This is a genomic window from Candidatus Enterococcus willemsii (genome assembly GCF_009933335.1).
Classification (GTDB): domain Bacteria; phylum Bacillota; class Bacilli; order Lactobacillales; family Enterococcaceae; genus Enterococcus_F; species Enterococcus_F willemsii.
In genome coordinates this window covers 1-22,882 of the sequence record NZ_MAEL01000017.1, presented here as the reverse complement: position 1 = coordinate 22,882, position 22,882 = coordinate 1, and the positions used below count along the sequence as shown (strand labels likewise).

The 22,882-nt window shown below is 36.0% G+C and carries 16 protein-coding genes and 1 pseudogene; 14 read left to right on the top strand and 3 right to left on the bottom strand.

Annotated elements, in window-relative coordinates:
• Positions 1-631: 631 nt before the first annotated feature.
• Together tnpB and BAU17_RS02740 are read left to right on the top strand one after the other, a co-directional pair.
• On the top strand, positions 632-1,750 hold the full coding sequence (gene tnpB / locus BAU17_RS02745; protein WP_161901289.1) for an IS200/IS605 family element RNA-guided endonuclease TnpB: 1,119 nt from the start codon (positions 632-634) through the stop codon (positions 1,748-1,750).
• 70 nt (positions 1,751-1,820) lie between these two features.
• Positions 1,821-2,021: pseudogene (locus BAU17_RS02740) on the top strand (ribosomal protection-like ABC-F family protein); the annotation flags it as partial.
• 35 nt (positions 2,022-2,056) lie between these two features.
• On the opposite strand, the gene BAU17_RS02735 reads toward BAU17_RS02740, so the two are convergent.
• Positions 2,057-4,399 (bottom strand): ABC transporter ATP-binding protein/permease, encoded by a 2,343-nt coding sequence (locus BAU17_RS02735; RefSeq protein ID WP_161901288.1) that lies wholly within the window; start codon positions 4,397-4,399, stop codon positions 2,057-2,059.
• A gap of 148 nt (positions 4,400-4,547) precedes the next feature.
• Between BAU17_RS02735 and BAU17_RS02730 the strand changes: the two genes are divergently transcribed.
• A complete protein-coding gene (locus tag BAU17_RS02730) occupies positions 4,548-5,030 on the top strand; it encodes a MarR family winged helix-turn-helix transcriptional regulator (protein WP_161901287.1) in 483 nt (160 codons plus the stop codon).
• Positions 5,031-5,049: 19 nt separating this feature from the next.
• On the opposite strand, the gene BAU17_RS02725 is transcribed toward BAU17_RS02730, so the two are convergent.
• Together BAU17_RS02725 and BAU17_RS02720 are read right to left on the bottom strand one after the other, a co-directional pair.
• The gene (locus tag BAU17_RS02725) at positions 5,050-6,744 is read right to left on the bottom strand and encodes a sensor histidine kinase (RefSeq protein WP_161901286.1); all 1,695 of its coding nucleotides are present in this window, start codon (positions 6,742-6,744) and stop codon (positions 5,050-5,052) included.
• On the bottom strand, positions 6,734-8,230 hold the full coding sequence (locus BAU17_RS02720) for a response regulator (RefSeq protein ID WP_161901285.1): 1,497 nt from the start codon (positions 8,228-8,230) through the stop codon (positions 6,734-6,736). The genes BAU17_RS02725 and BAU17_RS02720 overlap by 11 nt, the downstream gene beginning before the upstream one ends.
• A 194-nt stretch (positions 8,231-8,424) precedes the next feature.
• Here BAU17_RS02720 and BAU17_RS02715 point away from each other — a divergent pair, with 194 nt between their 5' ends.
• From BAU17_RS02715 to BAU17_RS02665, 11 genes are all read left to right on the top strand, one after another.
• Complete coding sequence (locus tag BAU17_RS02715) at positions 8,425-10,098, top strand: extracellular solute-binding protein (protein ID WP_161901284.1); 1,674 nt, start codon at positions 8,425-8,427, stop codon at positions 10,096-10,098.
• Positions 10,099-10,159: 61 nt separating this feature from the next.
• Entirely contained in the window at positions 10,160-11,074 is a 915-nt protein-coding gene (locus tag BAU17_RS02710) for an ABC transporter permease (RefSeq protein WP_161901283.1), read from the top strand.
• 18 nt (positions 11,075-11,092) lie between these two features.
• On the top strand, positions 11,093-11,980 hold the full coding sequence (locus BAU17_RS02705) for a carbohydrate ABC transporter permease (protein ID WP_161901282.1): 888 nt from the start codon (positions 11,093-11,095) through the stop codon (positions 11,978-11,980).
• A 6-nt stretch (positions 11,981-11,986) separates the two neighbouring features.
• Positions 11,987-12,601, top strand: a complete 615-nt coding sequence (locus BAU17_RS02700; protein WP_161901281.1) for a DUF624 domain-containing protein — start codon at positions 11,987-11,989, stop codon at positions 12,599-12,601.
• Positions 12,602-12,611: 10 nt separating this feature from the next.
• On the top strand, positions 12,612-14,672 hold the full coding sequence (gene pulA, locus BAU17_RS02695; protein WP_161901280.1) for a type I pullulanase: 2,061 nt from the start codon (positions 12,612-12,614) through the stop codon (positions 14,670-14,672).
• 299 nt (positions 14,673-14,971) lie between these two features.
• On the top strand, positions 14,972-16,708 hold the full coding sequence (locus BAU17_RS02690; protein WP_161901279.1) for a glycoside hydrolase family 13 protein: 1,737 nt from the start codon (positions 14,972-14,974) through the stop codon (positions 16,706-16,708).
• An 11-nt stretch (positions 16,709-16,719) separates the two neighbouring features.
• Entirely contained in the window at positions 16,720-17,982 is a 1,263-nt protein-coding gene (locus BAU17_RS02685; RefSeq protein ID WP_161901278.1) for an extracellular solute-binding protein, read from the top strand.
• A gap of 84 nt (positions 17,983-18,066) precedes the next feature.
• Positions 18,067-19,359, top strand: coding sequence for a sugar ABC transporter permease (locus tag BAU17_RS02680; protein WP_161901277.1), 1,293 nt, complete (start codon positions 18,067-18,069; stop codon positions 19,357-19,359).
• A gap of 3 nt (positions 19,360-19,362) precedes the next feature.
• Entirely contained in the window at positions 19,363-20,214 is an 852-nt protein-coding gene (locus tag BAU17_RS02675) for a sugar ABC transporter permease (protein ID WP_161901276.1), read from the top strand.
• 96 nt (positions 20,215-20,310) lie between these two features.
• Positions 20,311-21,045, top strand: coding sequence for a hypothetical protein (locus BAU17_RS02670; RefSeq protein ID WP_161901275.1), 735 nt, complete (start codon positions 20,311-20,313; stop codon positions 21,043-21,045).
• Between the two features lie 45 nt (positions 21,046-21,090).
• On the top strand, positions 21,091-22,854 hold the full coding sequence (locus BAU17_RS02665) for a glycoside hydrolase family 13 protein (protein WP_081116899.1): 1,764 nt from the start codon (positions 21,091-21,093) through the stop codon (positions 22,852-22,854).
• The last annotated feature ends 28 nt before the right edge of the window (positions 22,855-22,882 follow it).

Sequence of the window (22,882 nt, the reverse complement as noted above, 5' to 3'; positions counted from 1 at the left end):
GAAAACTCACGGTTTCAACCGTGTGGATGATAGCCCACATCGTACTGTAAGAATGTAGGGAAACTTGCATTTAGTGACAATACAAAATCTCGTATTGTCCAATGAAGAAACTGAATTGCTGGGAACTCGTAAAGCTAACTTAACTACAACGTAGAGATAGTAAACTCAAGCGTGAAACGTTGCGAAAGCAGAAAAAATAAGTTAGATGGCATAAGGTTAAATCCTAAGTGTTCACACAATCGGAAATCAGCAGCCAAGCCTAGAAATAGGAAGGTTCAACGACTATTCCTCTTGAGGGAAGTAGGGTCAAGCGACTCGAAGTGGTTTCGCCGTACTGGGTAAAGCCAACGGATAAGATATAGTCTGTGCTTGCAGGAAACTGTAAGAAGTTCATAAGAGAACTGCGTGAGAATTAGCGAGCTTACGTGAACAAACTCCACACGATAAAATCAAAAAGTTTTAATATTTATGTATATCTAAAATAATTTCGTCCACTTTTAGCGTATGATAATAATAGGACTAATGAATACAGACGTTCTAAGACAACTGTTATCGATTCTAGTGAAACTATCAAGCGATATGTTGAAAATCAAAGAACAAGCTATTGATAGTGTGAAGGAGGTGTACAGAAATGAAAAAGGCTCATAAAATTAGAATCTATCCAAATAAGAAACAAGCAATTCAGTTTCAAAAAACATTTGGATGTGTCCGATTTTATTGGAATTTTCTTTTAAACCAACGAATCACGAATTATAAAATGAAGAAGGAAAATGAAAACGACAAAGAAGATAAAACAACATATGCTACATTGAAGAAGCAAGAAGAATTTGCATGGCTAAAGGAAGTTGAAGCTCAACCACTTAGCCAAGTCGCAATGGACTTAAATAAAGCATACAATAATACCTTTAAATCTAACTTTGGTTTTCCTAAATTCAAAAGTAAAAAGTATTCGAAAAAATCATATCGCACAGCGATGGGTATGAAAGTCAATGGGAATTACTTCTACGTGTCAAAAGTTGGTTGGGTAAAAATGGCTGAAACGTTACGATTCAACGGTAAATTAATGAATGTGACGATTAGTCAATCTAAGTCTGGAAAGTATTTTGCGACATTCTTAGTGGATACTGAGAACTTTGTAAAAAGGCCAGTAAAAGAAACAATTGGATTGGACTTAGGCTTAACTCATTTCTGTATAACTTCCGCAGGTGAAAAGATAGACAATAAAAAATTCTATCGTTCATTGGAAAAACGTTTGGTAATGGAGCAACGCAAACTTTCAAAGCGGTTCGAGGTTGCAAAGTCTCACAAACGCAAACTTGATGAGTCTAGAAATTATCAAAAACAAAAAGTGAAAGTGGCTCGTATTCATGAAAAGATTCAAAATCAACGATTAGATTTTTTACACAAACTTTCTTCAAGATTGACTGATGAGAACCAAATCATTTGTATTGAAGATTTAAATGTAAAAGGGTTGGTGAAGAATCATAAGTTAGCGAAATCAATCTCAGATGCTTCGTGGAGTGAATTTGTTAGACAATTAGAATACAAATCAGCATGGAAAGGACGAATATTAGTCAAGATAGACCGATTCTTCCCAAGTTCACAGCTATGTTCTTCTTGTGGTCATAATGACGGTAAGAAAGAACTACATATTCGTGAATGGACTTGTACGAATTGCGATATAACTCATGATAGAGATGTTAACGCAAGCATAAATATTAGAACCGAAGGACTTTCGGGGATAGCTTAGTAAATTTGCTTCCATTAGGAGGCATTACCTAAGAATCCCATGACTTTAGTCGTGTGGAGTGTCAGTTCAAGAAGAGATTAATTTGTTAATTTTAGATGAACCAACCAATCATTTAGATATTTATGTTCGTGAAGAAATTGAAGACTTGTTGACAAATTACACGGGTACATTATTAGCAGTGACGCATGACCGCTATTTTTTACAGAAGAATTTTGATCAACAATTACTGATTGCTGAGGAACAAATTACTAAACAACCATTGGAAATATAAAAAAGCAAGGACGAACATTCGTCCTTGCTTTCGTTTTATTCTGCTCGTAGCGCAATTGCGGCATCTTTTTTGGCTGCCATTCGTGCAGGAATATGTCCACCAATCATCGTTAACACTGTACTAATGATAATTAAAATCAAGGCATGCAGTGGATTTAATGTTGCGACATTTTCCAATTCCGTTAAGCTATATAACAAGGCATTAATTGGGAAGGTTAATAGATAAGCAATCACAACTCCTAAGGTACCTGAAGCAACACCTAAGATGGCTGTTTCAGCATCAAATACACGAGTAATATCTTTTTTACGTGCTCCTAAAGCTTTCAAAACCCCAATTTCTTTGGTTCTTTCTAAGACGGAAGTGTAGGTAATGATCCCAATCATAATCATACTAGTAACTAAGGAAATACCGGCAAAAGCAATTAAGACATAGGTAATAGCATCCATTAAGCCACCAGTTAATTGGGTCATCGTACCAGCTAAATCACTGTAAATGATTTGATTTTCTTTATCTTTACCTTTGTTGTAAGCATCTAAGTAATCCAAGACTTGATCTTTTGACTTAAAGTCATTTGGATAAATCATAATACTGTAAGGAATCGAGCTACCGCCTAAATAAGTTATCAAATTATCTTTGGCTGTGGTATCTAACGCTTCGTTGGTCATGACGTTTGTGTCGCTGTCTTTTTGCGCGTTGATAATCGCTGATTGACTGTTGGTATCAATTACTTGTTGTACTAATGCGTCACTATAAGCAATTCCCGGTGATAGCAAGTCCATTGTCGATGAATCTTTGATGCGTAAGATACCTGAAATAGTTAATTCTTCATTGTTCGAATTATCATAAACGGTTTGTAAATCTTGATTAGGAATGAAATTACCTGTCGGAAGTTCTGAGTAAAACGCATCATTGTAAGCTAACTTGATTTTAGTACCGACAATCTCAGAGAAAGGTAATTTTTCGCCGTCTTTGATATCAAACCCTAAATTCTTCAAAGCATTGATATTGGTCGTATTATTGTTATCAACAATTAACACGACATCGGTCATTTTTTCAGGATAGCTACCATCTAATAGTGAATAGTTGTCTTTCAAAAAATTGCCTTTGTCTTTGTCTAATTGTTGAGGGAAAGAAGAAACACCAACACCAGTTTGAGCCGCCATCATTGACATCATAGAACCAGCTTGACTACCTTCTTCGGAATCGTTCGAGAATTTCACCATTTGTGGTTTACCATCAACTTCACGCAATAAGTTCATATTCACAAGCCGTGTGTAACCGATATTGTTGCTTAATTCCGGATCGATATCTTGAATGTAGTTCAGATAATCTTCATCAATTTTATTGGTGTGCTGTGCACGATCGGCATCGCTAATTTTGGCAGTGACTTCTTTGGTATTAGGGAAGGTTCCTTTTGTTGAGCGATTCTCAAAGTTTTCTGGGTCTTGCTCGGTTGTGACTTGCGAAATCGTAATTGGAAACTGTGAGAGTGTTTCTGATTGTGTTTTATCAATCTGTTTTTGGAAGCCAGTCGATAAGGATAAGACGACAGCGATACTAATGATTCCAATACTAGAGGCAAACGACGTTAAGAAAGTTCGTCCCTTTTTGGTTCGGATATTGTTAAAGGATAAACGCAAAGCAGTCGTAAATTTCATTTTTGTCTGTTTTAAATTAAAGGCATCTTTCTTTTGTCCTTCAATATGGGGATGAGAATCATGGTTGATTCGTCCATCTGAAAATTCAATAATCCGATCAGCGTATTCATGAGCAAGTTCGGGGTTATGGGTCACCATAATAACTAATTTTTCTTTTGACAATTCTTGAATTAGTTTCATGATTTGAATACTTGTTTCCGAATCAAGCGCGCCGGTCGGTTCATCACATAATAGAATATCTGGATCATTAGCCAATGCTCGCGCAATTGCAACACGTTGCATTTGTCCACCAGATAATTGATTGGGTTTTTTATGCATATGCTCTTTTAGGCCTACACGAGTCAAAGCATCTTCTGCTTTTTGTCGACGCTCAGCTTTGGAGACACCACTTAAGGTCATTCCTAATTCGACGTTGTCAATAATTCCTTGATGACTGATTAAGTTGTAACTTTGGAAGACGAAACCAATTGAATTATTGCGATAAGCATCCCAGTCTCTGTCTTTAAATGTTTTGGTTGATTTCCCATTAATAATCATATCCCCAGAATCATAGTTATCTAAGCCACCAATTACATTTAACATCGTTGTTTTTCCTGAACCGCTAGGCCCTAAAATCGCAACGAATTCTTGTTTACGAAAAGCAACGGACACCCCATCCAATGCTTTTGTTGTCGTACTACCAACGGTATAATATTTTTTTATTTCTTTTAATTCTAACATGTAGACACTCTTCTCTGCTTGAATTTACCAACAAACCCGCACTTTTGAGTCATTTTCAACGGTATCACAATAGTTAACAAAAATCAACAATCAACATTTGATAATTTTGTGAATTTCAGCTACACTAAAGAAGAAAAGAGGGGAGTCCATGGATCAACAATCATCACCATTAGATATTACCGTCTTTACGGAAATTTTTTCATTTATGAGCCAACTAGTTTTTCAAGACTTTGATTCCAATTTAGAAGATTTAAAGCTAACGAAAATGGAAGTGCTAATCATTCTAATTGTCGCAACGAAAGAAGGCATTTCAATGACCGAATTGGCTACTCAAGTAGGGACATCCAAAGTTCAAATCAGCCGTTCAATTGCTAATTTAGAAAAGCGTCAGATTGTGCAACGTCAACATAATGAAATCAATCGTCGTGTCGTCAATGTTTATACCACCAAAGAAGGTAAAGCATTATTTCAGCGAAAAGAAAATCAGGTAAAAGAAAAATTAGCCGATACGTTATCTATCCTGACTAAAGAAGATTATATTTCAGTCAATGAGCACTTCGCTGATGCAATGGCGATTTTAACTAAATATAAAGAACTAAAGCATGAACCAGGTGAGTCTCCTTTGTGTTAAGAGCTACCTGGTGCATGCTTTATTGTTTTATCGGGTGTGTTGGTAGAATAATTTTGACCGTTGTTCCTTCATTAATGGTTGATGTATATTGAATGGCATTTTCGACTCCATAATAGAGTTGAATCCGTTGCTGGACATTACGAATGCCATAGTGTTTACTTGGTTGCGTGAAAATAGTTGCCATTTGTTCAGCTGTCATTCCCTGTCCGTTATCAATGATTTGAAATTGAATCTTGTCATCAACAATGGAACCTGTCAGCGTTAGTTTGCCACGGCGTTGGTCATCGATGTGATCTATTCCATGGAAAATCGCATTTTCAACAAACGGTTGAATCAGTAAGTTCATAATTTCATAGTCTAAAATTTCTTCATCCACATCAATAGTTAAGTCGAAAGAATGTTGGTGCATTTTTAATTGAATATTGGCGTAAGTAATTGTCAAATCAAGTTCTTTACGAATTGATAATTTATTCTTTCCTGAATTCAAACTAAGACGATAGAAGTGTGACAAAAGTTGTGCCATCTCGCTAATATCATCATTCCCAGTCATAACAGCTTTATTGTTAATCAATGACAGAGAATTATAGAAGAAATGCGGATTAATCTGTGCTTGTAAGGCCCGTAATTCATGTTTTTGTTGATTGATTTTTCCTTTGTAGACTGCATCAATTAATTCTTGAATCTGTTGAATCATACGATAAAAACTCGTATATAGTTGGCCAATTTCATCGTTGGTTTGATAAGTTGGCTGAATTTGTAACGTTTTTTCTGGGCGTTCGTTCATTTGATTAGCTAATTTTTTGATTGGAGCGACAACTGTTTTGGATAACCCAGTGATAGACAAACTCAACATGACAATAGCAAAAAGAAAAATCAGAAAAGCAACAGTTCCGAAAATTAATACACCTAAGTAAATTGAATACATGGGTCGTGCAAAAGTAATTGTCCAACCGTTAGCTAACGTTTTTTTACTTTCACTATAGGAGTGATTAAACGTATGAATCATTCGTGTTAAAAAAGGCAAATCTGCATGTTTTGGTTCATTTGAAAAATGATATAACTCATTGCGGTGTTCATCAATAATAGATAAACGGTAAGGATCATTTGAAATATTTTCTAATTCGCGAAACACTGCTTTCGGTGATAATTGAAACACAATAATATTTGTGTCACGATTTTTTGTTGAAAATAACTGACTATAAAGGTAAATTTGTTGTTTTTGCGCATCGTAATAATAGGAAATATTAGTAGTATTATTCAATTTAAAGTTTTCTGTAATATCGTTAGGGGTTATTTTTTTTACATATTTTCCATGATTGTATAAATTAATCGTGGTGTATAAAGTAATTTGTGCAATAGAATCTTGTTGGGAATAAATACTGACAAAAAACGGTACAATGGTATTCTTGTAAAGATTATATTGTTCAAAATTTGTTGGGTTTTCAATGGCTAGTGCATCAGTTAAAACTTGCGAACTTGTTAAAAAAGAAATAGCTTCTTCATAGGTCGTTAAACGTAAATTAATTTGCTGATAGACAGAAGTTAAATTATCCTCGTTACTGTTCTCCTCACGGGCTAAAATAAAATGTTGAATGATACCAATACTAAAGAAAGTTAATAATAGCAAAGGAATGATGCTTGCTAGAAAAGAAATAGCAATAATCTTTCGTTGAAACGAAAGATTTTGGAAAAAATGAACGAATTTATGTTTCATGAGTAATCATTCCTTTGGCTTTACGGTAACGTTCAGGTGTTACGCTTGTATATTTTTGAAAGCTTTTGATGAAATAAGAATAACTATTAAAACCAACTAATTGACTGATTTCACGTACGCGGTAGTGAGAAGTTAATAATAATTCTTGTGCTTTTTCGATACGTACTTTATTGAGATATTTAATGAGTCCAATCGCTTCTTCTTGTTTAAATAAATTGCTTAAGTACTTGGGAGAAAGGTGGACATTTGTTGCTAATACTTCTAAGTTCAATTCTTCCGAATAATGATTCCAGATATAATTTTTCGTTTCGCGGACGTAGTCATTGGTTGTTTGATTTAGATTCAAAAATCGATGATGCACCACGGTCAGTATGTCATCAAATATAGGTGGTAGTTGAATAAATGCTGTCGCTTCCAAAATGGATTGAAAGCCATTTTGCACTTCTATATTATTTGATTCTAAAAAATCGATGAGTATACGATACAAACGTGCAAAGAAAAATTTGACAATACTAGGAGATTCAGTGGCAGACTCCTCATATTGGGTAAATAACGTTGCTAATAGTTGCGTGATAGCTTCCATGTTTTGTTGTTGTAATAAGTCATGTAACTCAGTCATTACTTTTGTTTCCTGCGTGCTATCATTTGTAGGTAATTCTTGAGCTAAATGCTCATTTGCTGTTTTTTGATAAAACCCATGCGTAATGTGCGCATGTAATTGCTGATACGTGCGAAAAAGAGCGGTTGGATGAGGACAACTTTTAGAAAGTCTCACCGTACAATCAATTATTTGTGTTGCTTGTAGTTGTTGTGTGAAAGTTCGTTGAAATAATTGCGCTTGCTGTTTGGAAACATTCGAGAGTAGACACACAAAACGAGTGACATTTGTTTGCACGAAGATTAAAGGAGGTTCATAGATTTCTAAATAGTCCTTTAACTCATCGGTATCATAATTACTCGTATCAATAGTCATCAGATAAGTATTTGCTACCATGAGTTCTTCAATTGTCTTTTGATCTTCTGGTGTCAGTTGATCAAAGGAGACCCCATTCAATAATTTTAGTAGAATCGGTTGATAGCGCCTTCTTTTTTGCTGTCGTATATTATTTTTAATCTCTTGGACTCGATGAATTAACTCATCAACTTGTGTGTGGAATTCTTGCGGATTAATCGGTTTCAAAAGATAGTTAACTGCTTGCAAATCCAAGGCTTTTTTTGCATATTGGAAATCATCATATCCGCTAATGAAAAGAATCGGAAGTGTGGTATTTTTCCGACGAATTGTTTCGGCTAATTCAATTCCTGAGATAAAAGGCATTTGGACGTCAGTTATTAATAAATCGATTGGGTGTGTTTCGACAAATTCTAAGGCTTCTTTCCCGTTGGTAGCTTCATAAATTGTCCATTGTTCTTGACGTTTTTCTAATAAAAAACGAAATAGTTCACGCTGATCAAAGTGATCGTCAGCAAGTAAAACATGATACATAGATACGTCCTCCTAATAAAAAAATGAACATTAAAATTATAGCTTGAATTTCACAAACATACAAATAAGAATCTATCAACGTTTTGTAAACGCTTTACATTGTGGGATTTAGACAACGAAAGTGGAAAAAGTTCTATTCAACTAATGAAAGCGATTGCGTATAATAGATTTATCAAACAACGGAGGGGAACAAAATGAAAAACTGGAAGAAGAAAGTCTTACTATCGATGCTAGCTATTGCACCACTAGCTTTGGCTGCTTGTGGTAATAGTGATGAGCCGAAGGAAGCAAAAACTAATGCGGATGGCGACATCATTATGACTGTTGGGCAACAAACAGCGCCTAATTCAAAGCTACCTGAAGGTGATTCTTATGAAGACAATGCGTACCGCAGAGTGATTCAAGATAAATTAAATATTGAATTGGAGAGTGCATTTGAAGCCAATGGAGATGATTACAATCGACAAGTTTCTTTGGCAATTGCTTCAGGTGATATTCCTGATATGATGGTCGTTTCCAGAGATGAACTGCAAGAATTGGTAGATAATGACTTGATTGCTGATTTAACCGATGTGTACGAAGAGCATGCGAGCGATAAAATCAAAGAAATATATGATTCTTATGATGGATTTACTTTGGATATGGCAACGATTGATGATCGTTTAATGGCAATTCCAGGAACGACAAATGATTTTGGTCCGAATCTTGTGTGGATTCGTCAAGATTGGTTAGACAAATTAGGGATTGAATTAGATAAAGATAAGAATCATGCGATTAGTTTGGATGAACTGGAATCAACAGCAAAACGCTTCAAGGAAGAAGATCCAGGTGAAACTGGCAAATCAATGGGGCTTGCTTTAGCCAATTGGGTAAGTGCTGGTGATCATGGTGGCTCTGCTTATACTGCTGCACCGATGTTTAATGCCTTTAATGCGTATCCAAAAGTTTATTTGGAAGATGAGAGTGGCAAAGTTAGCTATGGTTCGAATTCTGAAGAAACAAAAGAAACGCTGACCTATTTAAATAAATTATTCCAAGATGGTTTGTTGGATCCTCAGTTTGGAACACGCACTTATGATGATATTAATGCCATGATGGTTAATGGACAATTAGGGATTGTACCTGGACCATGGCATATACCAGATTGGGGCTTAGTTCAAGCACGAACATCTAATCCAGAAGCTGAATTTACACCATTTGCAATTGAAGATGAAAACGGCGAAATTAATGCGGTTGATAAATCAGCGACAGGTGGATTTGTCGTTATCAGCAAAGATTTCGAAAAACCAGAACTATTAATTGAAATGGTCAACCTGTTATTTGATGAAGTCGCTTATTCAGAGGATATGGAAAATGAGTTTCCAGAGCTATACGAATACGCGCAACTAGCAGTTGATGGAACAGCAAAACCAATCAATATTGAATTATTCCCGAACTATAGTGAGATTAGTGATGCTGTTGAAGCAACCAAAGCCGCAAAAGGGGAAATACCGATTGATGATATTACGAAATTTATCGTTAAAAATAATGCACAGAAAATTAAAACTTATATGGATAATCCAGCAGATGCTGAACCAAGCGATTGGGCGCTTTACTCCTCTCGTGTGCTTGCACTTAATGACATTATGAATGGGGTTCGTGAAGAAAAAACAATCAATGAAGTGAATCCAATTGTTATTCCTCAAACCTTGAAATCACGTGAACGCAATGGCGCACAAGTTGATAAATTAGAAGAGGAAATGTTTATCAAATTTATCACGGGTGAAGAATCATTAGACAACTTTGATAAATATGTTTCTTCTTGGAATGATCAAGGAGGAACGGCAATCTTAGAAGAAACACAAACGATTGTTGACGAGCGAAAATAATGACAGAAGGAGTGTCTGTGAAATCTGGCAGATACTCCTTTTTCGATAAGGAGGAGACGCAATGAAACAAGCGAAAAAGAAAAAATCATGGTTTGCCAAAGACCAAGTATTTTATTTAGGAATGTTGATTCCAGGAATGTTGTTTTTATTAGTATTTGCTTATGGCCCGATGTTTGGTTTGTTTATGGCATTTCAAGACTTTGTTCCAGCACGGGGAGTATTTGGGTCTGAATTTGTAGGGTTAGATAATTTTAAATACTTATTTAATTTACCTGATATTTGGCGCGTAACATATAATACAGTCTTTATTGCTGTCGGTAAAATTATTTTAAATACAATACTTCCGATTGTTTTTGCTATTTTACTAAATGAAATTCGTCTGAAATGGCTGAAAAAATCAATGCAGACGATTGTGTATTTACCTCATTTTTTATCCTGGGTTATTTTAGGATCGGTTGTTGTTAATCTATTTAATTTAGATGGTTCTGTCAATCAACTTCTTGAGAGTATTGGGTTAGATGCCGTTAATTTCTTGGGGAGTAACAAAGTATTTCCACATCTATTAATTTGGACTGATGTTTGGAAAGGGTTTGGTTATAATTCGATTATTTTCTTAGCAGCGATTACGTCAATTGATCCCGGATTATATGAAGCAGCTACGATGGATGGCGCAAACTGGGGGCAAAAGGTTCGTCATGTGACACTGCCAGGTATGATGCCATTTATTATTTTAATGACAATTTTAGCTTTACCAAATATTTTAAATGCTGGCTTCGACCAAGTGTATAACCTGTATTCTCCACCTGTTTATGCAAGTGGTGATGTCCTAGACACTTATATTTATCGAATTGGGTTAATTGGTCGTGATTATAGTTTAGGTACAGCTGTCGGTTTGATTCGTTCGATTGTTGGTTTGATTTTAATTTTAACGTCCAATAAAATTGCTGAAAAATCAACGAACCGTGTCATGTTCTAACAAAGGGGGAAAAGGTAGATGAAAGAAAAATTTGGTCTCCGTCAATTTATTATTTACACAATCGTTATTTTATTAACATTGTCTTGTTTGATACCAATGTTGAATGTAGTGGCTTTGTCACTAAGTAGTTCTACAGCAGTTGCAGGGAATCGCGTAGCGCTGTGGCCAGTGGATGTTACCGTGGCTGCTTATGAACGGATCATGGGGGATACTCAATTTTGGCGTTCGTTTGGGATTTCGGTGTTCCGTGTTGTTGCTTCCTTGATAATTAATATCGTGATTATTGTGACGATGGCTTACCCATTGTCTAAATCGAAGAAAGTGTTTCGTTCACGTAAATTTTTTATGAGTTTAATTATTTTTGCCATGTTATTTAACGGTGGTATGATTCCAACGTATTTAATTGTCCGTAATCTAGGATTGATTAATAGTGTCTGGTCGTTAATTTTACCAGGGGCCGTGCCAATCGGTAGTGTCATTTTAGTGATGAATTTTTTCCGTGGTGTACCAAAATCTTTAGAAGAATCAGCTTGGTTAGATGGTGCGAATCCGTGGCAAATTTTAACGAAAATCTATATTCCAATCTCATTGCCTTCGCTGGCGACCGTTTCTTTGTTTAGTATTGTCGGCAACTGGAATGATTTTATGAGTGGTTTGATTTATATGACAAAAACCGCTAATTATCCATTAATGACCTATATTCAATCGTTGTCGGTTAATATCGCAGAAACCTTGCAAAATTCTACAGGAATGTCTTCTGAACAATTGCAAAGCTTGCTTGCAGTATCTGATCGGAATTTAAATGCGGCTAAAATTGTGGTCGCTATTGTACCGTTGTTAGTGATTTATCCGTTCTTACAAAAATATTTTGTCCAAGGAATTGTGGTTGGTGCAGTGAAGGAGTAGAGAACTATGCAAACATTTTTTCGAGTAGAAGGACCTTTTTATCGAGTGATGATGAAAGTTTGGTGTTTACTTGTCTTAAATTTATTAATGTTGTTGACCAGCTTGCCAATTATTACAATTGGCGCTGCTCAAACAGCAGGTTTTACGGTAACTACTCGAATGATTTCATCGGATGAAACCCAGATTGTCAGCACCTTTTTTGCCTCCTTTAGGAAAAATTTGAAGCAAAGCACCATTACTTGGCTATTGCTAATGGTGGTTTCAGGGGTGTTAGTAACGAATTGGCTGTATTTAATTAATTTTCAATTATTAAATAACTGGATGACAATTGGTGTGTTGATTGTCACTTTATTCGTTGCAAATAGTTGCCAATATGTATTTTTTTATCTGGCTCGGTACCAAAATTCATTGAAAGAGATGATTCAGAACTTGGTGAAAATCTCAATCAAGTATCCATTCCGGAGTCTTTTATTGTTAATTGTATCCATTCTGCCAATCGGTTTGATGGTATCACCTTACTTATTTGTGTCGGGTATGTATTTAGGAATTTTTATCGGTATCAGTGTTTGGCATTTTTTACGGACATATTTGTTACTAGCTATTTTTAAAAAATTTGAATAGGAGATTATAGATGAAGAATAAATGGTTTTGGGGATTAACGGCAGCCGCTACGGTTGGGGCAGGTACTTTGATTCTTCGACGAACGCAAAAGCATTCGGCAAATTCTATTACGAAGAAACTTGCTACATTAGAGGCCCAAGCTTATGATGGTTCTGATTTAGGCTTGCATTATACTCCCGAACAATCAAAATTTAAATTATGGGCACCAGATGCACAAGCAGTTCGTGTACGTTTGTATCAAACAGGAGATGCGCATGACGATTCATTGATTGAAACGTATGCGATGACAAAGCATAAAAATGTTTGGCAAGTAGACATCCCGAATGATTTGGAAGGATTGTTTTATACCTATGAGATTGTACGTGGCAATCAAACGGTTGAAACGGTAGACTTGTATGCGAAAGCTGTCGGGATAGACGGTAATCGAGCAGCAATTATTGATATGGATAAGACAAATCCTGAAGGTTGGCAAACGACGCAACCGATAAGAAAATCAATGACGGATGCATATATTTGGGAAGTACATGTTGCGGACTTCAGCGCTTCTCCAACTAGCGGTGTCACAGCCGAAAATCGTGGAAAATATTTGGCGTTTACTGAGAAAGAAACGACATTGAATGGTGAAGGAAAAATAGCAACTGGTGTAGCATATTTAAAAGAACTCGGTGTGACTCATGTGCATTTATTGCCGGCTTTTGATTCAGATAATCATGAATTGGCAACAGATTATAATTGGGGGTATGACCCGAAAAACTATAATGTGCCGGAAGGTCGTTATGCATCAGATGCAACAAATCCATATGTGCGTATTAAAGAGTTTAAGCAAATGGTTCAGTCACTCCATGAAGAAAATATCGGTGTTATTTTGGATGTAGTTTATAATCATACTTCATTGACGGAACATTCATGGTTTAATTTGACGGTACCAGATTATTATTATCGTCAAGATAAGAAGGGACAATTTGCGGATGGCTCTGCTTGTGGCAATGAGGTGGCTTCTGAACGTGCGATGGTTCGGAAATATATGATTGACTCTATTATTTACTGGGCGGAAGAATATCAATTAGATGGCTTTCGTTTTGACTTGATGGGGCTACATGATGTTGAAACAATGAATCAAATTCGTCAAGCTTTAGATAATCGTGGTTTAAGTTATGTATTGATGTATGGTGAACCTTGGGATGCAGGGTCCAATCAAATAAAGGCACCCAATCTTCCAGCAAATAAGAAAAATGTGTCGCAACTCTCAGAACGAATTGCCGTCTTTAATGATGATTTGCGTGATAGCTTAAAAGGCTATGTTTTTGAAGAATCGGATGGTGCTTTTGTTCAAGGTCAAAACGGCAAACGTCAAAGCGTACGTACATTTTTTGATTCGGAATTAGAAGCGGGAATTAAAGGCATGCCCTTGTCTACTGATATCGCAACTACTGGTTGGTCTAAAGCATCCTCACAAGTAATTGCCTACATCTCTGCACATGATAATTTAAGTTTGTGGGATAAGTTAGTAGCAACGACAGGTGCAACTTCATATGAACGAAATGAAGAGCTTGTCATGATGAATAAACTGGCAGCTGTGGTTTTATTTACTAGTCAAGGAGGTATCTTTACTCAGGCAGGAGAAGAATTCGCACGTACGAAGTTCGGTGATGAAAATTCTTATGTGTCAGCATTGGAAATTAACCAATTGAATTGGCAACAAGTTGCCGACTTCAACGATTTAATTGAGTTTTATAAAGGTATGTGGCAAATTAGACAACACTATGCACCACTTCGAGATGGAACGGATGAAACAGCCCAAACGATGATTTTCTTGGATAAGACAGAAAATTTACTTGCTTATGTGATTCCTAATACTCATCCAGATGAAAAATGGCGTCAACTGCTCGTAATTGTTAATAGTAGCTACGAAGAGCAGGAGATTGAGTTGCCAACTGAAGAGAATATTACAATGAATTGGCAAATTGTAGCGGATAATGATTCGGCGGGAATTGAACCCAAAGGAAGAGTGGATGGTTCGACAATTGCCATTTCTGCGCAAAGTGTATGTATTCTAGTGGATAGTGAATAAAAAATAGATATATGAAAAAGTATTGAACATGAGAGATGTATGTTCAATGCTTTTTTTGTAGGAAATTCTATTGGATAAGTGTTTCTTTTAGCAATCGGTTGCGTTATGTCTGTTTTTTTATATGAAGAGAAAATGGCTTCGTATAAAGGAGTTTGCTATTTTTTGTACATGAATTAATGTTAATTAAATAAAAAAGATAAAATTTTCTATTGACTATTAAAGCAAGCGATTGCATAATGTATATGAAAGTAACAATACGTTATTAACCTATTGTGAATTTAAGATTTAGGAGGAATTTTGTGGAGAGACAAGCAATTTTACACAAATCTAAAAGCAATTTTGCATACGCTTACGATAACAAAACATTACATTTGCGTTTAAGAAGTAAACGAGATGACTTGACTGCTGTTACGCTACAAATCGATCATGAGACTGGCTGGCTTCCTAATGAACAAGGCGTTTATATGTGGCAGAAGAAACAAATTCCAATGAAAAAAGAATTTTCAACAGAGCTTTATGATTATTGGTTTACAGAAGTAGAACCTTATGAATTAAAAGCGAGATATGGTTTTTTAGTTGAAGATGAACAAGAGCAGTTCATCTATACAGAACGGGGGTTTTTCTCACCAGATGACTCATACATTGCCAATGATATTAATAGCTATTTTGCTTTTCCGTACCTTCATGAACAAGATATTTTTTCGGCGCCAGATTGGGTTAAGAAAACTGTCTGGTATCAAATTTTTCCCGAACGTTTTAAGAATGGTGATTCAACAAATGATCCGGAAAATACTCATGAATGGTCAAATGAAGAAACCGCCATTCTTGGAGAGCATGAATTTTATGGTGGGGATTTACGAGGTATTATTGAAAAATTACCATATTTAGCAGAGTTGGGTATTTCAGGTATTTATATGACACCAATTTTTAAATCACCGACTTCACATAAATATGATACGGAAGATTATTTTGAAATTGATCCTCACTTTGGTACGAAAGAAGATTTACGCGAATTGGTTGATAAGGCGCATAAATTAGGGATTCGCATTATGCTAGATGCAGTATTTAATCATATTGGTTGGACATCCTACCAGTTTAAGGATGCGATGGAAAAGAAAGAAAAATCGAAATACTATGATTGGTTCTATTTTGAAGATGATTCTTATTTAAATTTTTCTTATCATATGCCTAAATTAAATACAAGTAACCCTGAAGTCAAAAGATATTTATTAGAAGTTGCTCGCTATTGGATAGTGGAAGCTGATATCGATGGTTGGCGATTAGATGTTGCCAATGAAATTGATCATCAGTTTTGGCGTGAATTTAGGAAAGTCGTCAAAGAAGCGAAAGAAGATGCGTACATTTGTGGTGAAATCTGGCATGACAGCAACGCTTGGTTAAATGGGGATCAATTTGATGGTGTAATGAACTATCAATTAGCCAAGCCTATTCAAGAATGGATAGCAACGAACCGAATCAACGGTAAGGAATTTGTCGAACAATTCGTGAACAACTATACCCGTTATACTAAGAATCAAAATGCTGGTATGTTCACGCTGTTAGATAGCCATGATACGCCAAGAATTACCACGCAAGCAGGTGGTAATTATCAGAAAGTGGATATGTGTTTTGCGTTGTTGGCAACGACACCTGGATCTGTTTGTTACTATTATGGCAGTGAAATTTATTTAGAAGGACATGATGATCCAGATAGCCGAAGATGTATGAATTGGGATAAATCATTGCCTACAAGCAATCTGGAACAACTAATAAAATTACGTAACCAATACCCAGAATTTGGATATGCGGGAGACTATACATTTTTACTAACTGAAGAAAATACTGTAATGTTCAAAAAATTCTCTGACCATGACGAACTATATTTTCTATTCAATACACATGGTAATAATCAGGTTTCTCTTCCGAAAGAATTGGAAGGAGGAACGTTCATCAACTTAATAAATGAAGAGATAATCGCATTAAATAAAACACTTGAAATGACAGCATTTAGTTATTTAATTCTGAAAAAAATCTAGGAGGAACTATCATGACAACAACTTGGAAAAAAGCGAGCTTTATGGGAGTATCAGCATTAACATTAATGGCGTTGGCAGCTTGTGGCAATGGAGGTACTGATTCTTCTGATAGTGCTGCGTCAGGTGGCGGAAGTGATTCAAGTGTATTGAATATTTCTGTCGGAGCAGACTATGTCGATTATGTAAATGAAGTCAAAGATGAGTTTGAAAAAGAACATGATGTAGAAGTGAAAGTAACTGAAAAAGATATGTTTGAGCAAATGGACGCGTTACCTTTGGATGGTCCTGCCGGTTTAGGTCCAGATGTGACGATGTCGCCATTTGATAGAGTAGGACAAGGAGGTTCTCAAGGCTCATTAGCAGAAATTGAATTGCCAGATGACGGTCGTTATACTGATATCGATAAACGTCAAGTAACTTTAGATGATAAAGTATATGGTCAAGCAGCTACAGCAGAAGCTTTGGTCTTATTTTACAATAAAGATTTGACATCAGAAGCACCGGAAACATTCGCTGACTTAGAAGCATTGTCAAAAGATCCGAAATATGATGAAGGCAAATACAATTTAGGTTTCTTAGCCAAATGGACAGATTTGTACTTTACGTATGGTTTAATATCTGGTTATGGAGGTTACATCTTTGGTGATGAAGGTACCAATTCACAAGACGTTGGTTTAAATAACAAAGGTGCAATTGAAGGAATTACGTATGCAACGGATTGGTTCCAAAATGTCTGGCCAGAAGGAATGCTAGATGTGACTGCGAACAATGATTTGATTACCGACTACTTTACTTCTAATAAAACAGCAGCTATTATTAGTGGCCCATGGGATGCCAATGCTTATAAAGAAGCTGGAATCAATATTGGTGTAACAAAAATCCCAACATTGAAAAATGGTAGTGAATATGCTTCATTTGGTGGAGGAAAAGCTTGGGTTGTAAGTAACTTCTCGAAAAATAAAGAGCTTGCGCAAGAATTTGTCACATTCTTAACAACAGAAGAAAACCAAGATAAATTGTATGAAATGCGTTCAGAAGTACCAGCAAATAGCAAATCACAAGAAAAAATCTTGAATTCTGATGATGAAGTATCAAAAGCTGTTATTGAGCAATACAAAGTGTCTGAACCAATGCCAAATATTCCTGAAATGGCTGAAGTTTGGGCTGGCGGACAAAATATGTTATTTGATGCTGGCTCAGGAAACATGACGCCAAAAGAAGCAGCAGACAATGCAGTAAAAACAATTAAAGAATCAATCGAACAAAAATATTAATTTTAACTAGATGGAATTGGGGATAAATTAGTTTATTCCCAATTTCCTCATATAAAAAAGTTAGTAGAAAGGCAAGGTAACGCAATGAAAACAGCAGAAAAAAATCCTCGAATAGCCATGCTACTATCAATCATTCCAGGTCTTGGTCAGATATATAACCGCCAATTATGGAAAGGGATTGTCTTTTTAGCAATTACAATCGGCTTTGTCATTGAACTATTACAATTCGGAATACAAGCTTTTCAAGAGTTTGTTTCTTTAGGAACAACGCCGATGGAAGATCATTCCCTATTCTTATTAATTAATGGAACGTTGCAGATTATTATCACAGTAATCTTTTTACTATTCTGGTTTATTAATTTGCGAGATGCCAATAAAGTAGCGAAAGCATGGCGAGATGGATTAAAAGTCAATGTAACGATTAAAGAGGCACTATCAAACGTTTATGAAAATGGTTTTGCGTATCTATTAACGATTCCAGCATATTTTGTGATGACAGTTGCAATTATTTTTCCAGTACTAGTCACTTTATTTATGGCTTTTACAAACTATGATTTCAAACATATCCCACCAGCGACATTAATTGATTGGGTTGGATTTGATAATTTTAAAAACATTTTTACATTAGCTTCGTATCGTGCGACTTTTGGAAAAGTTTTTTCATGGACAATTATTTGGACCGTGTTATCTACGACCTTGCAAATTTCATTGGGGGTATTTTTGGCGGTCATTGCCAATCAAAAATTTATTAAATTCAAACGTATTTTTGGGACGATTTTCTTACTTCCTTGGGCAGTCCCAGCGTTTATTACAATTATGAGTTTTTCAAATATTTTTAATGACACTGCGGGTGCCATTAATACACAGGTGATTCCCTTTTTGAATCATTTACCATTTGTTGATATTTCAGCTCTTCCTTGGAAAACCGATCCATTTTGGACGAAGACAGCGATTATTATGATTCAAGGTTGGTTAGGTTTCCCTTATATTTATGTAATGGTTACAGGGATTCTTCAATCAATTCCAGATGATTTATATGAAGCAGCAAAAATGGATGGTGCCAACGCGCTTCAAAGTTTTAAAAATATCACTTTGCCTTCAATCTTTTTAGTTGCTGCTCCAACCTTTATTACGCAATACACAGGGAATTTCAATAACTTTGCTAATATTTATCTTTTCAATGAAGGGGGACCAGGGAGTTTAGGAAATAATGCCGGAAACTCAGATATTCTTATTTCATGGATTTATAAATTAACGACTGGCGGTTCACCACAATACTCTGTGGCTGCAGCGATCACATTGATGATTTCAGCGATTGTAATTGGGATTTCAATGATTGTATTTAAACGGACCAATGCATTTAATATGGAGGACTAGATTATGAAGACAAACTATTCATCAGAGAAAAGAAAAAAGCTGCTTGGTAAAATAGGCACATATGCTGTGTTGATTTTAATGTCAGTCATCATTATCTATCCATTATTGATTACGGTGACATCCGCATTTAAACCTGGAAATATGATTGCTTTTCGATTGGACTTTAGCGCAAATTGGACGTTAGACAATTTTCGTCGATTGTTTCAAGACACCCTTTATCCTCAGTGGTACAAAAATACGTTAATTATTGCTGTTTCGACAATGGTTATTCAAGTATTAATCGTAACACTTGCGGGATACACGTTTAGTCGTTACCGTTTTGCCGGTCGAAAACAAAGTTTAGTAATGTTTCTGATTGTGCAAATGGTACCGACAATGGCTGCGTTAACTGCATTCTTTGTTATGGGATTATTATCTGGCGGGCTAGACCGTGCGTGGTTCTTGATTTTAATTTACGTTGGTGGAGCGATTCCAATGAATACGTGGTTAATGAAGGGATACTTTGATACGGTACCGATTGATTTGGATGAATCTGCAAAATTAGATGGTGCAGGGCATTTTCGAATTTTCGCACAGATTGTTACACCTTTAGTAAGACCTATGTTAGCAGTTCAAGCGCTATGGGCATTTATGGGACCATTTGGTGATTTTATGCTTGCACGTTTCTTGCTAAGATCACCAGAAAAAATCACGGTTGCCGTCGGTTTACAAACATTTATTAGTGATGCTCGTAATCAACGTGTCGCGTTATTTGCAGCAGGAGCAATATTAATTTCTCTGCCAATTGTTATTCTGTTTTTCTTCTTACAAAAGAATTTTGTTTCAGGATTAACATCAGGAGGTACGAAAGGTTAGGTAAGTATGAACAAACATTTTCCAATAAATTTTTTTCAGTCAATTTTTTCAGTGAAACAAATTTTTTCAAATAGAAATAAATTTAAATGGTGGCAATTGGGGATTATTTTCATTTTTATCCAATCATTAGTGATGATTCCACTGTCTTTAGGACTTGTTCAAAGAGGGACAGAATTGGTCGATGCTTTTTTGCCTACTGAGTTTACTCAAATTGATTCTGATGCAAGCACACAAATTCAGCAACTGACTTTTAATGAGGGGCAGTTAGCAGAGACCAGTGAAAAGATTATATATCAAACAAGCACACTGATTGTTGGCACAAATTTACCAGAGGCGCTGACCCAAGATAAATTAGCACTTGATTTTACCCAAGATTATGCAGTAGTAACTCTTCAGAAAGATCAAGCTTTTTACGATTTACGGTTAGTCTATACGGATGAATTTATTGGAAAATTGAAAGAAGCAACGATTTATGAAGGATTAAAAACCGAAATGTATCATCAAAATTCAGGACCAATCTTTTTATCGACTATTTTAAACATCGGTGGGATTCTTTTTGCAATGAATGCTTTGCTAATTTTAGGTATATCTGTGTTATTCTATTTAACTAAAAAAGCTTCAGCTATTCATTCATTGAAAGAAAGTGTGACTTTGTCATTAAGCTTAGTCAGTGGCGGAAGTTTACTTGCGATGCTGGTAGGATTTTTGACGACGGATATTTTTATTTTGTTTGGCATCCAATCCTTGTGGCTAATTGGGATGTCCCTTACACTTTATGTCAAAACGCGCTTTAAACGGACTGTGTTGAATGAAGCAGTCAACGCAAAATAAGAAAATGATTGGTTTTGAGAAGACAACAAATAAAGGAGACTATCTATGAACACAGCAGCTATTTATCATCGCCCAGACAGTGAATTTGCCTATTTGTATACAAAAGACACCATGCATATCCGTTTGCGGACTGCTCGAGGAGATATTCGGGCAGCTTCGTTGATTCACGGTGATCCTTATAAATTAAGTGAAGAGAAATGGTACGAACAGTCATTGCCAATGACACGCATTTTAACGACTGATTTATACGATTATTGGTTTGTGACAGTAACTGCACCGTTTAAACGATTATCTTATGCTTTTTCAGTTACTGGTTACGATGAATTATCCGCTTTTTATGGCGATCATGGGGTGTATCCGTTAGAGGATGAGTTCCTAGAAATGCCAAATAATTATTTTCGAATGCCGTACTTTCAAGAAATTGATCGTTTCAAAGCGCCTGAATGGGTAAAACAAACGGTGTGGTATCAAATTTTTCCAGAACGTTTTGCGAATGGTGACCCAAGTAATGACCCAGAAGGAACGCTTGCTTGGGGTTCACAAGCACCTGATTATCAAGACTTTTTTGGTGGGGATTTGCAAGGTGTCATTGATCATTTGGATTATTTAGAAGATTTAGGTATCAACGGCCTTTATTTCTGTCCAATATTCGAAGCATTCTCCAATCATAAATATGACACGATTGATTATTTAAAAATTGACCCAGCGTTTGGTGATGCGGAGACTTTTAAAAAGTTAGTCGATGAATGCCATAAGCGTGGGATGAAAGTGATGTTAGATGCGGTATTCAATCATATGGGTGATACTTCTCCGCAATGGCAAGATGTCTTAGAAAACGGGGAACAATCAAAATATGCGGACTGGTTCCACGTCAATGAATTCCCGGCGAGTTATAAAGAAGGGGATTTCTTTGAAGAAGCGACAGATATCACGTATGATGTTTTTGCCTTTACACCACATATGCCAAAATTAAATACAGCAAATCCAGAAGTACAGGATTATTTATTAAATATTGCCAAATATTGGATTGAAGAATTTGATATTGATGCTTGGCGTTTAGACGTTGCCAATGAAGTAGATCATGCCTTTTGGAAAAAATTCCGTCAAGTTTGTGATGAGGCCAAAGAAGATTTTTATATTTTAGGCGAGATTTGGCATTCTTCACAAAGTTGGTTGCAAGGAGATGAGTTCCATGCAGTGATGAATTATGCCTTTACGGATGCGATTATGGGATATTTTGTCAAAAACGAATTGACAATGAGCAAGATGGTTTCTGAAATGAATAATCAATTAATGTTGTATCGTGAGCAGACCAATCAAATGCAATTCAACGTCTTAGATTCACATGATACACCACGTCTGTTAACCGAAACCAAAGGCGACAAGGACTTGATGAAACAAGTCATGGCGTTTACGTATATTCAACAAGGTGTGCCTTGCTTGTATTATGGTGATGAAATTGGTATGACGGGTGAAATGGATCCTGATTGTCGTAAATGTATGGTTTGGGAAGAAGGGCAACAAGACCTTGATTTGCATCAATTTGTCAAAGAGTTGATTGCGATTCGAAAAGACTATCAAAAAGTCTTTTCAGAAGGGAAGATGATTTGGCAGTCTGTTTCTGAGGAGACGGGCGAAATTATCTTTACACGCGAATTAGATGGCGTGGTCATTCAAGGAATCTTTAACACTGGTTCTGAAGTATATACGATAAAAGATACAGGTGAAGTGTTATTAGCAAATGGTGTAGCGGAAGCGAAAATCGCACCAAAAGGCTTCATCTTGCTATTGAAAAATAACAAAGATTAGCAGAATAAAAAGATAAAGGAAACAAGAA

Excerpts from the sequence above, each read along its gene's own strand:
- tnpB (WP_161901289.1), top strand. The coding sequence starts at position 632 with ATGAAAAAGGCTCATAAAATTAGAATCTATCCAAATAAGAAACAAGCA.
- BAU17_RS02735 (WP_161901288.1), bottom strand. The coding sequence starts at position 4,399 with ATGTTAGAATTAAAAGAAATAAAAAAATATTATACCGTTGGTAGTACG.
- BAU17_RS02730 (WP_161901287.1), top strand. The coding sequence starts at position 4,548 with ATGGATCAACAATCATCACCATTAGATATTACCGTCTTTACGGAAATT.
- BAU17_RS02725 (WP_161901286.1), bottom strand. The coding sequence starts at position 6,744 with ATGAAACATAAATTCGTTCATTTTTTCCAAAATCTTTCGTTTCAACGA.
- BAU17_RS02720 (WP_161901285.1), bottom strand. The coding sequence starts at position 8,230 with ATGTATCATGTTTTACTTGCTGACGATCACTTTGATCAGCGTGAACTA.
- BAU17_RS02715 (WP_161901284.1), top strand. The coding sequence starts at position 8,425 with ATGAAAAACTGGAAGAAGAAAGTCTTACTATCGATGCTAGCTATTGCA.
- BAU17_RS02710 (WP_161901283.1), top strand. The coding sequence starts at position 10,160 with ATGAAACAAGCGAAAAAGAAAAAATCATGGTTTGCCAAAGACCAAGTA.
- BAU17_RS02705 (WP_161901282.1), top strand. The coding sequence starts at position 11,093 with ATGAAAGAAAAATTTGGTCTCCGTCAATTTATTATTTACACAATCGTT.
- BAU17_RS02700 (WP_161901281.1), top strand. The coding sequence starts at position 11,987 with ATGCAAACATTTTTTCGAGTAGAAGGACCTTTTTATCGAGTGATGATG.
- pulA (WP_161901280.1), top strand. The coding sequence starts at position 12,612 with ATGAAGAATAAATGGTTTTGGGGATTAACGGCAGCCGCTACGGTTGGG.
- BAU17_RS02685 (WP_161901278.1), top strand. The coding sequence starts at position 16,720 with ATGACAACAACTTGGAAAAAAGCGAGCTTTATGGGAGTATCAGCATTA.
- BAU17_RS02680 (WP_161901277.1), top strand. The coding sequence starts at position 18,067 with ATGAAAACAGCAGAAAAAAATCCTCGAATAGCCATGCTACTATCAATC.
- BAU17_RS02675 (WP_161901276.1), top strand. The coding sequence starts at position 19,363 with ATGAAGACAAACTATTCATCAGAGAAAAGAAAAAAGCTGCTTGGTAAA.
- BAU17_RS02665 (WP_081116899.1), top strand. The coding sequence starts at position 21,091 with ATGAACACAGCAGCTATTTATCATCGCCCAGACAGTGAATTTGCCTAT.